The sequence below is a fragment of the Erythrobacter sp. Dej080120_24 genome, from assembly GCF_036322605.1.
Classification (GTDB): Bacteria; Pseudomonadota; Alphaproteobacteria; order Sphingomonadales; family Sphingomonadaceae; genus Erythrobacter; species Erythrobacter aurantius.
Window position 1 is genome coordinate 547,289 of sequence record NZ_AP027262.1, and the last position, 12,937, is coordinate 560,225.

A 12,937-nucleotide genomic window follows, 5' to 3' on the forward strand; every position below is an offset into this window, starting at 1 on the left:
AACGGGAGTAACCCCAAGCATGGTTAATGGCGAGGCAGGAATTGCACTGGCAGAGCGGATCGCCGATCAGGCGCGCAAGCTCGGCTTTGTCGCCTGCGGAATCGCCAGCGCGGCGGAAGATCCGGAGCGCGCCCGCAGGCTGGAACAATGGCTGGGCGAAGGCCATCACGGCTCGATGGAATGGATGGAAACGCGGGCGGAGCACCGCCGCTCGCCGCAAGGGCTGTGGCCAGAAGCGCGCAGCGTCATTGCGCTTGGCATGAGCTATGCCCCGGCAACCGATCCGCTGGCGCTGGAGGCGCACCCCGATCGCGCCCGCATATCCGTCTATGCGCAGGGCAAGGATTACCATGATGTCGTCAAGAAACGGCTGAAGGCCCTTGCCCGCTGGCTGGTGGCGGAAGAGCCGGAGGCGCAGGTCAAGGTGTTCGTCGACACCGCCCCGGTAATGGAAAAGCCGCTCGGCGAGGCGGCAGGGATCGGCTGGCAGGGCAAGCATACCAACCTCGTCAGCCCGGATCACGGTAGCTGGCTGTTCCTCGGCGCGATCTACACGACGCTGGAACTGGAGCCGTCGCAGCCGCACCGCGACCAGTGCGGATCGTGCCGGGCGTGCCTTGAAGCCTGCCCGACGGATGCTTTCCCCGCGCCGTACAGGCTCGATGCGCGGCGCTGCATTTCCTACCTCACGATCGAGCACAAGGGCGAAGTGCCGCATGAATTCCGTGAGGCATTGGGCAATCGCATTTACGGCTGCGACGATTGCCTTGCCGTCTGCCCGTGGAACAAGTTTGCGAGCGAGGCGCACGCCGCGCGTGAATTCCTGCCGCGCGCCGAATTGACCGCGTCGCGCCTCGCCGAATTTCTGGCGCTGGACGATGCCGGATTTCGGAGCCTGTTTTCCGGCTCCCCGATCAAGCGGATCGGGCGCGACCGGTTTGTGCGAAACTGCCTTTATGCGGCGGGAAACAGCGGTGATGCCGCTTTGTTGGCGCAGGTTGAGCCATTGCTGGCCGATCCCGATCCGGCGGTGGCGGATGCAGCCGGGTGGGCGAAGGCGCGGCTCGCCTGATCGTTTTCCTACTGCGAAGCCGTGCGCTATTGCGGGGGCGGCTCTTTCAAATCGTGGGCAATATCGGATCACCGGGAGGGAGGAGAATTTTTAAAACAGGATAAGTGTCAATTACGCTTTTCGGGTGTTTTTCCGCCGGTTTTCAGACGGATAGGGCACGCAGAGCCGCCTGACACCGTGTCAGCTTTATTCGCAGGTGTAGCATGATGGCCGCCGGCGATGGTCAGAGCAGGTCTTTAAGCGCCACTTCCGGGTCGGCCAGAATGGCCGGATCAATCCGCTCCGCCCCGTTTTCAAGCAGTTTGCGGCCCTGCACATAGTCCTTCATCGTGCCCACACAGTCGAAGGCGATCGGACGGCCTTCCTTCATGTAGACCACGGTGAACTTGCGGGTTTCCGGATCGCCGCGCAGCACGGTCGCGTCAAAGCCGAGGTTCAGCCCCGCCGTCTGCAGCTTGAGATCATACTGGTTGGACCAGAACCAAGGCAGAGCGTGATAGGGTTGTTTGTCGCCCATGATCGCGCGGGCGGCGGTGTTCGCCATGTCGTTGGCGTTCTGCACCGATTCGAGCCGGATCACCGCGCTGTCGGCAAACGGATTGGCGTGCGCCGCGCAGTCGCCGATGGCGTAGACGTCATCAAGCGTGGTGCGGCAGAACACGTCGACATCGACCCCGTTCGATCCGGCGGCTCCGGCGGCGATCAGCGGGCCGACCGCAGGGACAATGCCGATCCCGACGATCACCATGTCGCAATCGATCACATCGTCATTGTCGAGCCGGACGCCGGACACCTTGCCATCGGCGCCGAGGATCTCCGAAACCCCGCGCGACAGCAGCACTTCGACGCCCTGCCGCCGGTGCTCATCCTCGTAAAAGCGCGACAATTCCTCGCCCGCGACGCGCGCCAGCACCCGGTCCAGCATTTCCACCAGCGTGACCTCGCAGCCCAGCTTGCGCAGCACGGCGGCGGCTTCGAGCCCGATGTAGCCTCCGCCGATCACCACCGCGCGGCGCGCACCCGATTCGAGCGCCGCCATCATCGCGTCGGCATCGCTTTTGTCGCGGACGTAAAAGATGTTCGCCAAATTGGCTCCGGGAATGCCCAGCCGCCGGGGATCGCCCCCGCCTGCCCAGATCAGCTTGCGATAGCCAAGCGTGCTGCCGTCGCTCAGCGTGACGCTGTGTGCTTGCGGATCGATCGCGCTGACACCGCTGCCAAGGCGCAGTTCGATGCCCTTGTCTTCCCAGAACTTTTCCGGGCGGATCATGATCCGTTCGAAAGGCTTGTCCCCGGCAAGATATTCCTTGGACAGTGGCGGGCGTTCATAGGGCGGTACGCTGTCGCGCCCGACCATCACGATCCGCCCTTCATGGCCCTGCTGGCGCAAGGCAATTGCTGCCTGCGCCCCGCCGTGGCCGGTGCCCACGATCACGACATCAGCCGTGTCCGATGCTGTTCCCTCTCCGCTCATGCGACGCCGACTTCCGAAAAAATGGGTGCGCGTCAAGCGGCAAACGCGTTTTCCCGGTTCCTAGCGTTCCAGCAGATTGCGTGCCTGGCTGGCTATCTGGGCCAGCACGGCGGGAGCAACCGGGGGTCGCGCCTGGGCGCGGGCAACCATCGCGCGGAACTGCGCCATCGCACCGGCATTGTGCGCCGCCCAGTCCGCAACCGCGCCCGCCGGGTCGCTCTTGCCCGACTTACGGCGGAGCAGGCGACGCAGGAATTCGAGCCGCATATGCTGGAAATCGCGCGCCAGCCCGTCGACGAGCAGACGCTCCCAGATATCGCTGGGCGACATATGCGCCGCCGTTCCCTGCGCCCAGTCAAGCCCGATCCGCTGGCCGATGTCGGAAAACGCGCGGGTCAGGTCTTGCGGGTCGATCTCGGTCTTGATCGCAAGCTGTGCAAGGCCGATCGAGCCGTCGTAGTCGAACAAATCCGCCACCCGGTCGGCGAGCGATTGCGGGGCACCCTGTTCGATGAAGTGGGCGCGCAATTCCTCCGAACGCTGGCGGGTGTCACCCGCGACCAGCTCGGCGCGGCCTTCGCAAAGCCGGGTCACGCCCTTGCGCAGATGCTCGATCATGGCGCCTGCCTCGACCCGTCCCGCTCCGGTCCGCAGCACGTCGGACATTAGATTGCCAACTGCCGCCGCGGCGCGATCAAGCAGGGCAATGCGCGCCGTCTCGCTCATCGTCTGACTGTCAATGTCGCGCCACAGCGTCTTGAGATCGAACAGCCGCTCCACCACCACGAATGCGGCGGCGACATCGGCAAGGCTCACCCCTTCTTCCTCGGGCAGTTCGAAGGCGTGGATCAGGCCCAGCCGGTTGACGATGCGGTTGGACAGATCGGTGGCGATCAATTCGCGCCGCAGCCGGTGTTCGCGGATCTGGCCGAGGAACTTCTTCTGCATCGGCTCGGGGAACATGGCGATCAGATTGCTTTCGAGAATCGGATCGTCCGGCAGTCCGCTGGCCTCGATCGCGGCCTGCAGTGCCAGCTTTGCCGAGGACAGCAGCACCGCCAGTTCGGGCCGGGTCAGACCGTGGCCGTCGGCGGCGCGTCGGGCAAAGCTCTCGCTGTCAGCAAGGCCCTCGGTCCGCCGGTCGACTGTGCCGGTTTCCTCCAGCTGTTCGATCAGGCGGATATAGGACGCCGTCGCCTGCGAGCCGCCGCTTTCCGCGATCGACAGGGCAAGCGCCTGCAAGCGGTTGTCCTCCAGCACGATCTCGGCGACTTCGTCCGTCATCTTGGCCAAAAGCGTGTTGCGGGCCTTTTCGGTGAGCTTGCCTTCGCGCGATGCGGCGGCAAGCGCGATCTTAATGTTGACCTCGTTGTCGGAGCAATCGACCCCGGCTGAATTGTCGATGAAGTCGGTGTTGATGCGTCCGCCTGCGAGCGAATAGGAAATGCGCCCGGCCTGAGTGATGCCGAGGTTCGCGCCTTCGCCGATCACCTTGGCGCCGACTTCCCCGGCGTTGACCCGCAAGGTGTCATTGGCGGGATCGCCAACGTCGAGATGGCTTTCGCTCTCACCCTTGATGTAGGTGCCGATGCCGCCGAACCATAGCAGATCGACCTGCGATTTCAGGATCGCGCTGATCAGCGCATCCGGTTCGATCTCGCTCTCGGCGATGCCGAGCATTTCGCGCGCCTTCTTCGACAGCTTGATGCGTTTCAGATCGCGCGAATAGACCCCGCCGCCCTTGGAAATGAGATCGGGGTTGTAATCCTCCCAGCTCGAACGCGGCAGTTCGAACATGCGCTTGCGCTCTTTCCAACTTGTGGCCGGATCGGGATCGGGATCGATGAAGATGTGGCGGTGATCGAAGGCGGCAACCAGCTTGATCGCCTTGGACAACAACATGCCGTTGCCGAAAACGTCACCCGACATGTCGCCACAGCCGGCGACGCGGATGCTGTCCTTTTGTACGTCGATCCCCATTTCGAGGAAGTGGCGCTGCACGCTGACCCACGCGCCCCGCGCGGTGATGCCCATCGCCTTGTGGTCATATCCGTTCGATCCGCCGCTGGCGAAGGCATCGTCAAGCCAGAAGCCCGCACCTTCGGCAATGCCGTTGGCGACATCGGAGAAGCGCGCGGTGCCCTTGTCCGCGGCAACCACGAAGTAGGGGTCCTCTCCGTCGAGCACGGTGACGCCCTCAGGATGTGCCACCTTGCCGTCGACGATATTGTCGGTGATCGACAGGAGGGTGCGGATGAACACCTCGTAGCTGGCCTGACCTTCGGCAGCCCAGCCATCGCGGTCAATCGCGGGCGAAGGGAGCTGCTTGGGATAAAAGCCGCCCTTTGCCCCGCTGGGCACGATCACCGCGTTCTTGACCTTCTGGGCCTTCATCAGGCCGAGGATCTCGGTGCGGAAGTCGTCGCGCCGGTCCGACCAGCGCAGACCGCCGCGTGCGACCGGGCCGGAGCGCAGGTGAATGCCCTCCACCCGGCGCGAATAGACGAAGATTTCGCGCCACGGCACAGGCTTTGGCAGGTTCGGCACAAGGCTGGAGTCGATCTTGAACGCCAGCGCCTCTTCGGAGGCCGGGGCAAAGGCGTTGGTGCGCAGGATCGCATCGACGACTGCGCGATACAGCCGCAAGAGCCGGTCATCGTTGATCGCCGTCACCTTGGCGAGGCCGCGCTGGTATGCGCTGCTAGCAGCGTTGATCGCCGCTTCGCGGTCACCTGCAAAGGCCGGATCATGGCGCGCGACGAACAGGTCGATAATCGCCTGCGTCACGCCGGGCGCACGGCGCAGCGCATCGACGACAGTGTAAATTGTGAAGCCCATGCCGGTCTGGCGGAGATAGCGATAGATCGCGCGCAGCCAGATCGCTTCCTGTGCGCTGAGGCCACCGCCCACCACCAGCCGGTTGAACGGGTCATCTTCCGAATGGCCATTGAGCACTTCCGCAATCGCGGTTTCGATGATGTTGGCGCGCTCCAGCAGCGGCTCGATCGCGGTCCCTTGGGGCAGGTCGAGCGTGAATTCGTGGATCGTGCCCAGCTTCCCGTCGTCCAGCCTTGTCGGCATTTCGGCGAGCACGCGGAAGCCGAAGTTTTCGAGCGCCGGGACCGCGTCCGACAGCGGCATTTCGCCGGTGGTGTGATAGATTTTCAACCGCAGGTCGCCGACGGGATCATGCGGAAGCTTGTAGAGACGACAAGAACGCGCTTCGGGATTTTCGCCCTGTGCCAGTTCACGCAGTTCGATAATGTCGAGAGCCGCTTCGGCAGCGCCATAGCGCGAGCGGTAGGCGGGCGGGAATGCGCCAGCATAACGAAGTGCGATCGCCGGCACGCGCGAGCTTTCGTCAGCCTTGGCCAGATGGCCTTCTACCGCTTCGTTCCAGCCCTTGAGCAGATCGATGAGTTCGCCTTCGATCCGTTCCGCATCGGGAACCTGACCGGTCATGCGCGAATCGAGCAGGAATTGGAGCAGCGCGAGGTTGCTGCCTTCGACCTCAAGGCTCCAGCTGAGCAGATCGACCCCGGTCGTCTGAGTCAGCAGGTCCTGAATTTGCAGGCGGACATCGGTGGAAAGATAGTCACGCGGCAGCCATACGAAGGCGAACACGTGCCGTTCCAGCGCGGATTGCACCAGCACCAGCCGCGGGCGGGGGCGGTCGATCAGGCTCATCATCGCTGTTGCCAGCCGCTGGATGTCGGGCGTGGCAAAGGCGATCAGCAGATCGTGCGGCAGCGTGGTGAAGGCATGCACCAATGCCTTGCCCGCATGCCCTGCCGGATCGAATCCCATCGCCGCATTGATATCGGCCAGCGCCTTGCGCAGCAGCGGCACCTGCGTCGGCGGGGTTGCCAGACCCGCGCTGGTCCACACACCTGCATGGATCGACAGGGCGCTGATCTTCCCACCTTCGCGGACTGGCACGATGAACAGGTCAAGCGGTACGCGGCGGTGGACGGTGGCAAGGCGATTGGCCTTGATCACCAGCAATTCGCGCTGAGAGCCGGATTTGTCGTGCGCTTCGAACCAGGCAAAGGCGCGTTCATAGGAGGTGTCGGCCAGCAGTTTGGCCGCGCTCTTGCGGCAAATGCCCAGCGCGTCTCCTTCGATGCCGTCGCGCATCCGGGTGATGTGGCCCAGCTGCGTCAGCATCCCGTCGTTCAGCCAGTCGAGCAGGGCCGCGCTTTCGGGATCGCGCGCCTCCATCGTTTCGGCATCCGCAGCCATCGCCCCGCGCAGTTTGGGCCAATCGCTTACCGCTGCCCGCACATCGCCCAGCGTTACCCGCAGCTCCGCGATAAGATCACGCCGCTGACGCGCATCGACGCGCGGGGTTTCGATGTAGATCATCGATTCGTTGGCACCGTTCCCTTTTTTGCGAAGCTTGGTCAGCGCGCCGTCCGCATCCCGTTCAACCCCGACAACCGGGTGAATCAGTTGATCGATGCTGAGACCCTGCGCGGTGATCGCCGAGGCAATCGAATCGACCAGAAACGGCATGTCGTCATTAATGATCGCGATCCGCAGACGGCGTTCGCCTGTATCGGATTCCAGTTTGAGCGCTGAGCGCGAAGGCGCACGCTGCTGCGCCGCTTCGAGCAGGAAAGCGGCGGCTTCTTCCAGCGCTGCACCGTCCAGCGGCGTGTCACCGGGAAGGATCGCCGCGCCAAGGTGCTGCTTCAGCTCCTTGAGCAATGAACCGGGTTTGGCGGAACTCGATGCGGGCTTTGCACTCATCGCCTGTATGCTCCTGGCATCCTGCACCCCGGCCTAACTGCGGTGTAATTATATTATGCCGGGTTATTTTTATCGTGCGGAAGGCAATACAGGCATTCGGGGGCGTCGCGCAAGCAGGATTGGCGCCTAAACGGTGACGCTCCGGCAAGCTTCTACCGTCATTTCCAGCGAACGCAGGCGTGCATCGGGGTCGAAAGTCGCTCCGCAAAGGATGATTTCGTCAGCGCGCGTCCGTTTGACGAAAGCGTCGATCTGTTCGCGCACCTGGCCCGGCGTGCCGACTGCGGCGGCCTGACCGAGATGATCGAGCATGGCGCGCGAAGGGGCGGGCAGGCTGTCGGTGTAATTCTTGATCGGTGGCGGCAGCTTCCCCGGCGATCCGGTGCGCAGGGCGACAAAGCTTTGCTGCTGGCTTGAGGCAAGCGTTCGCGCTTCTTCATCCGTATCAGCAGCAAAGACATTCATGGCGACCATGACATGCGGACGATCCAGCGCCTCTGAAGGCTGGAAATCGCGGCGGTACAGAGCCAGCGCGGCGTCAAGGTGATCGGGGGCGAAATGCGCGGCGAAGGCATAGGGCCTGCCCAACTTGGCCGCGAGGCTCGCGCCGAACAGGCTCGACCCCAGCATCCACAGTTCGATCTTCGCTCCCAGCCCCGGTGTGGCGGTTATCGGAAGATCGACATCCCCGGTAAGCAGGGCTCGCAATTCCAACACATCTTGCGGGAAATATTCTGATGCCTGATGCAGGTTTTTGCGCAGCGCCCGCTGCAATTCCGGACCCGCTCCGGGAGCGCGGCCCAATCCCAAGTCGATCCTGCCCGGAAACAGCGCGTCGAGCGTGCCGAATTGTTCGGCGATCTGGAATGGCGTGTGGTTGGGCAGCATGATCCCGCCCGAACCGATCCGGATGTTGTTGGTGGCATTGCCGATATGCGCCAGCACGACCGACGTCGCTCCGCCTGCGATCCCTTCCATCGCGTGATGCTCTGCCACCCAGAAACGCTTGCAGCCCACTTCCTCGGCCTTGCGCGCAAGGTTCGCGCTCGCAGCCATGGCTTCGGACACTGTGCCGCCTTCGCGCACCGGAACCAGATCGAGAACGGAAAACTGCGTCATGAGGTGCCTTCTGCCGGATTGGCTGCTGCCGGGCCGATCTGCCCGAGGTAATCGCGGGCAATATCGGCAGCCTGCCCTTCGGGCTCAAGCGCGATTACAGATTCCCAGCTTGCGCGCGCCGCGTCCTCGCGCCCTGCGAGGATTGCGATCACCCCTGCTTCGAGCCAGATCGCCGGATCGAGCGGAGCGAGTTCACCCGCACGCTCAATCGCCGCTTGCGCATCCTCGATCCGTTCGAGCCGCCGCAGCAGCGTCGCCTTGAGCAACCAGCTTTCCGATCCTTCCGGTTGCAGGCTGATCGCTGTTTCGAGCTCTACCAGCGCCTCCTCGCCCCGGCCTTGCGCCACCAGCGCACGAGACAGGTCGCTCGCCGCGAGTGACTGGATCGGCGCTGAGGCTGCATTGGTCGCATCCTCTTTTGCGCGGCGCAGGATCGCTTCGGCGCGCACCGGATCGCCGCTGGCGAGCGCCGCATTGCCGGCCATCGTGCCGAACCTTGCCCGGACCCGCAGTTCATCCTCGGGGCTTAAATCGCGGGCTTCTCCAAAGGCGACGATGGCATCCTCCCACAGGCCCAGCTGCGTCGATGCGAGGCCCAGGCAATGATTGGCCAGCACCCGTTCGGCTCCGCTCGTTTCATTGCGGCGCAATTGGGCGAGCGTGTGCGCGCGCGCCGGATCATCCGATACGAGCTCAAGGCATTCGGCCAGCCATTGCGCCTCCGGAGAGGGCTGGCTGGCATCGGTTTCGCGAGGCGGGCGATTGCGCAGTTCGTCATGCCCATCAGGCAGAGGGGTGGCGATCGGATTGGGGCCGACTTGCAGGAGCAGCGCGAGGATCAGCGACATTTCAGGGGTTTTCCGTTGAATAGAAGCGGGCAACTTCGGCTTTGAGCCGCGCAATGTCCTGCTCGCGCGACAGCCGGTGGTCGCCATCCTTTATCAGCACCACTTGAACCGCGTCCGAACGAAGCGCCGCAGCCAGTTTCAGGCTGATTTCCCAAGGTACATCGGCATCGCGCTGGCCGTGCAAAAGGCTGACGGGGCAATCGATCGGGATTTCGCGGTCGAGCCGCAATTGCTGTTCCGCATCGGCAAAGAAGCGGGCATGTGTGGGGGTGGGCTCGGGGCCATAGGGATTGTCTTCGTAGATCGTTTCCCCGGCCGCGAGACGGGTGCGCTGATTCTCGGAATAGCCCCATCGGGTGAAGTCGGGCGCAGGCGCGATCCCGATCATCCCTGCAAGCCGATCGCCCAGTCTCTCGGCCACCAAGAGCATCAGCCAGCCCCCCATCGACGATCCCGCCAATAGCACCGGCCCCGTCACACAGGCTTCGATCAACGCCAGAATCTCGTCTCGCCAGCGCGAGAGCGAGCCGTCCGCGAAATCTCCCAAGCTTTCCCCGCAACCCGAGTAATCGAGCAGCAGGCAAGCACGGCCCTTGGCCTGTGCCTCTGCGAACAAAGCCGTCGCCTTCCCGCCGGCCATGTCCGACATGTAGCCGGGCAGAAAGACAAGCGTCGGGCCATCGCCGGTTGCATGGCGATAGGCGATCCGGCGCCCGTCGGGCATTTCATGAGATGCGATTTCCTGCATGCGGGTCTTTTGCATCGACCGAACCGGCTTGTCACGGGTGTGCAACGCATGCGATCTAGTCAGCCGCCATGATCAAGACCGAACCTGCGGCCCAGCCCGCCCCTTCGCCCACAGCCCTCACCCGCCGCGGAGTTTTCGGCCTTGCCGGTGTTTCCGCCGCCGTCGCCGCGTCTCCGGTTGCGGCTCGAGGGTTTGGTACGGGCTTCACCCATTGTGTCGCCAGCGGAGAACCCGGATCGGACAAGGTGATGCTGTGGACGCGGTATGTGGCAGAGCAGACGACCGATCTCATGTGGCAGGTGAGCGAAGGCGAAGACTTCTCGAATCCCGTGGCCGAGGGCAGCGCACGCGCCGCGGCAGAGCATGACTGGTGCGCCAAATCCTGGGCGGACGGGCTCATGCCCAACCGCTGGTATTTCTACCGTTTCATCGCTCCCGATGGCACGGCCTCTCCAGTGGGCCGGACGCGGACACTGCCCGAAGGACCCACGCACAAGTTCAGGCTCGGCGTGTTTTCCTGTTCCAATTACGGTTTTGGCTGGTTCAACGCCTATGGCCATGCCGCCGAGGCAAACGACATCGACCTCGCCGTGCATCTGGGTGATTACATCTACGAATACGGGGCGGGCACCTACCCCTCTGCCGGTCAGGCGCATCCGGAGCGTGTTCTCGCTCCCGAAAGTGAAATTGTTGCGCTGACCGACTACCGCCTGCGTTACGCCACCTATCGCGCTGACCCCGATCTCCAGCGGCTGCATCAGGTCGTGCCGATGATCGCCGTATGGGACGATCATGAAAGCGCCAACGACAGCTGGAAGGATGGCGCGGAAAACCACCAGAGCGAAACCGAAGGCGAATGGGCAGTGCGCAAGGCCGCCGCGATCCGCGCCTATCGTGAATGGCTGCCGGTGTCGGACGCACCCTATTCCTCTTTCGAGATCGGTGATCTGGCGACATTGTTCCGGCTCGACACCCGGCTTGAAGGGCGCGACCAGCAATTCAGCCTTGCGAAAATCATCGAAGGGCAAGCCAATCCCGAAGCGATGGTTTCCGCGCTTTCCACGTTCCGCGACGGCGAATGGTCCAGCCCTGATCGGCAATTGCTGGGCGCTGCGCAGGAGCAATGGCTGGCAGATGGCCTCGCGCAGTCAAAGTCTGGTGGGACGACATGGCAGGTGCTGGTGCAGCAGGTGCTGATGGGCAAGCTGGCCTCGCCCAAGGGCATGCTCGATCTGCTGGGAGACGGTCTGCCCGATTTTGCGCGTCGCCGCCTTGTCGCATCGAGCATGGCGGCAGAGGCCGGTCTGCCGCTGAACATGGACGCGTGGGACGGCTATCCCGCTGCGCGCGAAAGGGTGTTCAAGGCCGCGCTTGAAGCCGAAGCGAACCTGCTGGTGCTGGCAGGCGACACGCACAATGGCTGGGCGTTCGACCTTGCGCAGGATGGGCAGAACGTCGGCGTGGAATTTGGCGTGTGCTCGGTCAGTTCGCCGGGCTTCGAAAGCTATCTGTCGATGATCCCGTCCGATACGCTTGCCGCGGCTGTGGTCGGATCGAACGAGGAACTCAAATGGGCCGACACTGCGCAGCGCGGGTATATGACGGTCGAATTGACCCCCCAACGGGCAACCACCGAATACCGCTTCCTCGAAGGGGTGCGCCAACGTTCGACCCGGCTCGCCGCGACCAAGCGGATCAGCAGCGAAGCCGGATCGAACGCGCTGACCCTGTGATCAGTCGCGGCTGAAGATTTCCTCGATCGCGAGGCCGAACACATCGGCAATCGCAAAGGCAAGTGGAAGCGAGGGGTCATAGCGACCCTTCTCGATCGCGTTGACACTCTGGCGGCTGACGCCCAGCCGGTCGGCGAGATCCTGCTGGCTCCAGTCGCGCTCTGCGCGCAGCACCTTGAGACGGTTCTTCACCGGATCTCTCCATAGGTGCCGTACTTCACCTTATTGAAAATTGCGCCGACACCGAGGCCCAGACACCATATGGTCGGCCACCAGAATGCGGCAACCGGATCGACGATCTTGTAGGTTTCGAGAAAGCCCCAGATCGCCGCAAGCGTGAACGAGATCGCGGTCGCGATCAGGCCCTGTCGGACATAGAGCATGCGAAAGAACTCGTCGTTTTCCTCGATGATCAGCGCGCCGAAAACCCAGATCACCCCCGCGAAAGACAAGCCCGGAAGCATGGCCAGCACTACCGCAAGCCAACCGGTTACTCCGCGCTCTTCGATGAAGTGTTCGGCCAGGAACAGCGTGATCAGGTAGAACGCCATGGTGATTGCCATGCGCGCCAGATAACGATGCGATGCGCGCGTCTTGTCCTTCGAACTGCGCAGCGTCTTGACCAATGCAAACACCATCAGGCTGACGGGCAGCACTGCGAGGACATAGGCGGTGGTGATGTTAATCGCGTCCGACTTCCATAGGAACAGCAACGCCAGCGCGCTGAGCACCGAGGAGCCGGCCGCGACCAGACAGGCCTTGCTCGAAGAAATGCCCGTCGCGCTCATTGCAGGCAACTCCGCCCGCACCCTGTTTCGGCATTGAGCGAAGCCCAGGCCGCGCCGGAGAGGCCGGCGATCACGCCGAAGCTCGCGCCGTCGCTCATTCCCTGTGCCTGCATGAACACCGCTGCCGCAATGATGCCCGCTGCCCACAGCAAGGCTTTTCCAATATTGCTCATCGTAAAGCTCCCTTTCAACTATGGAAAGGATACTTGTCATTGATTCGCACAAATGTCAAACAAACTTTCCAATTTGGAGCCAACGCTTTCCCTTTTGGGCGGTTTCGAGATGGGTAATGACATCGCAACCCGGCGTCGCTATCTAACCCTCCCATGGCATCGATGCTCACCTCGACTACCACCACGACAACCTCGGCTTTCCGGGGGCGGTTGTTGTTGGGTTAGGTCCA

Annotated in this window: 10 protein-coding genes; 2 read left to right on the forward strand and 8 right to left on the reverse strand. The window is 63.2% G+C overall.

The window, feature by feature from the left end; genetic code table 11:
- Positions 1-19 precede the first annotated feature (19 nt).
- Positions 20-1,072: a tRNA epoxyqueuosine(34) reductase QueG gene (gene queG / locus AABA34_RS02765; protein WP_338303788.1), complete on the forward strand. Its 1,053-nt coding sequence runs from the start codon at positions 20-22 to the stop codon at positions 1,070-1,072.
- A gap of 223 nt (positions 1,073-1,295) precedes the next feature.
- Here the strand turns inward: queG and AABA34_RS02770 are convergent, their stop codons facing one another.
- From AABA34_RS02770 to AABA34_RS02790, 5 genes are all read right to left on the reverse strand, one after another.
- Positions 1,296-2,546, reverse strand: a complete 1,251-nt coding sequence (locus AABA34_RS02770; protein ID WP_338303789.1) for an NAD(P)/FAD-dependent oxidoreductase — start codon at positions 2,544-2,546, stop codon at positions 1,296-1,298.
- Positions 2,547-2,606: 60 nt separating this feature from the next.
- Positions 2,607-7,298 carry an NAD-glutamate dehydrogenase gene (locus AABA34_RS02775; protein ID WP_338303790.1) on the reverse strand — a complete coding sequence of 1,564 codons (4,692 nt, stop codon included), beginning with the start codon at positions 7,296-7,298 and terminating at the stop codon, positions 2,607-2,609.
- A gap of 126 nt (positions 7,299-7,424) precedes the next feature.
- On the reverse strand, positions 7,425-8,417 hold the full coding sequence (locus tag AABA34_RS02780) for an LLM class flavin-dependent oxidoreductase (RefSeq protein ID WP_338303791.1): 993 nt from the start codon (positions 8,415-8,417) through the stop codon (positions 7,425-7,427).
- On the reverse strand, positions 8,414-9,265 hold the full coding sequence (locus AABA34_RS02785) for a tetratricopeptide repeat protein (protein ID WP_338303792.1): 852 nt from the start codon (positions 9,263-9,265) through the stop codon (positions 8,414-8,416). The genes AABA34_RS02780 and AABA34_RS02785 overlap by 4 nt, the downstream gene beginning before the upstream one ends.
- A 1-nt stretch (position 9,266) precedes the next feature.
- A complete protein-coding gene (locus AABA34_RS02790) occupies positions 9,267-10,028 on the reverse strand; it encodes an alpha/beta fold hydrolase (protein ID WP_338303793.1) in 762 nt (253 codons plus the stop codon).
- Positions 10,029-10,081: 53 nt separating this feature from the next.
- On the opposite strand from AABA34_RS02790, the gene AABA34_RS02795 reads away from it, so the two are divergent.
- Positions 10,082-11,746 (forward strand): alkaline phosphatase D family protein, encoded by a 1,665-nt coding sequence (locus AABA34_RS02795; protein WP_338303794.1) that lies wholly within the window; start codon positions 10,082-10,084, stop codon positions 11,744-11,746.
- Here the strand turns inward: AABA34_RS02795 and AABA34_RS02800 are convergent, their stop codons facing one another.
- Genes AABA34_RS02800 through AABA34_RS02810 form a run of 3 tightly spaced genes read right to left on the reverse strand, consistent with a single transcriptional unit; the run spans position 11,747 to position 12,707 of the window.
- Positions 11,747-11,938, reverse strand: a complete 192-nt coding sequence (locus AABA34_RS02800) for a helix-turn-helix transcriptional regulator (protein ID WP_034956317.1) — start codon at positions 11,936-11,938, stop codon at positions 11,747-11,749.
- A complete protein-coding gene (locus tag AABA34_RS02805; protein WP_338303795.1) occupies positions 11,935-12,534 on the reverse strand; it encodes a hypothetical protein in 600 nt (199 codons plus the stop codon). The genes AABA34_RS02800 and AABA34_RS02805 overlap by 4 nt, the downstream gene beginning before the upstream one ends.
- On the reverse strand, positions 12,531-12,707 hold the full coding sequence (locus AABA34_RS02810) for a hypothetical protein (RefSeq protein ID WP_252259542.1): 177 nt from the start codon (positions 12,705-12,707) through the stop codon (positions 12,531-12,533). Before AABA34_RS02810 ends, AABA34_RS02805 begins: the two co-directional genes overlap by 4 nt.
- Positions 12,708-12,937: the final 230 nt, after the last annotated feature.

Bases quoted from the DNA above. Each gene is read 5' to 3' on its own strand.
- AABA34_RS02775 (WP_338303790.1), bottom strand. From the start codon at position 7,298: ATGAGTGCAAAGCCCGCATCGAGTTCCGCCAAACCCGGTTCATTGCTC.
- AABA34_RS02805 (WP_338303795.1), bottom strand. From the start codon at position 12,534: ATGAGCGCGACGGGCATTTCTTCGAGCAAGGCCTGTCTGGTCGCGGCC.
- AABA34_RS02770 (WP_338303789.1), bottom strand. From the start codon at position 2,546: ATGAGCGGAGAGGGAACAGCATCGGACACGGCTGATGTCGTGATCGTG.
- AABA34_RS02785 (WP_338303792.1), bottom strand. From the start codon at position 9,265: ATGTCGCTGATCCTCGCGCTGCTCCTGCAAGTCGGCCCCAATCCGATC.
- AABA34_RS02810 (WP_252259542.1), bottom strand. From the start codon at position 12,707: ATGAGCAATATTGGAAAAGCCTTGCTGTGGGCAGCGGGCATCATTGCG.
- AABA34_RS02780 (WP_338303791.1), bottom strand. From the start codon at position 8,417: ATGACGCAGTTTTCCGTTCTCGATCTGGTTCCGGTGCGCGAAGGCGGC.
- AABA34_RS02795 (WP_338303794.1), top strand. From the start codon at position 10,082: ATGATCAAGACCGAACCTGCGGCCCAGCCCGCCCCTTCGCCCACAGCC.
- queG (WP_338303788.1), top strand. From the start codon at position 20: ATGGTTAATGGCGAGGCAGGAATTGCACTGGCAGAGCGGATCGCCGAT.
- AABA34_RS02790 (WP_338303793.1), bottom strand. From the start codon at position 10,028: ATGCAAAAGACCCGCATGCAGGAAATCGCATCTCATGAAATGCCCGAC.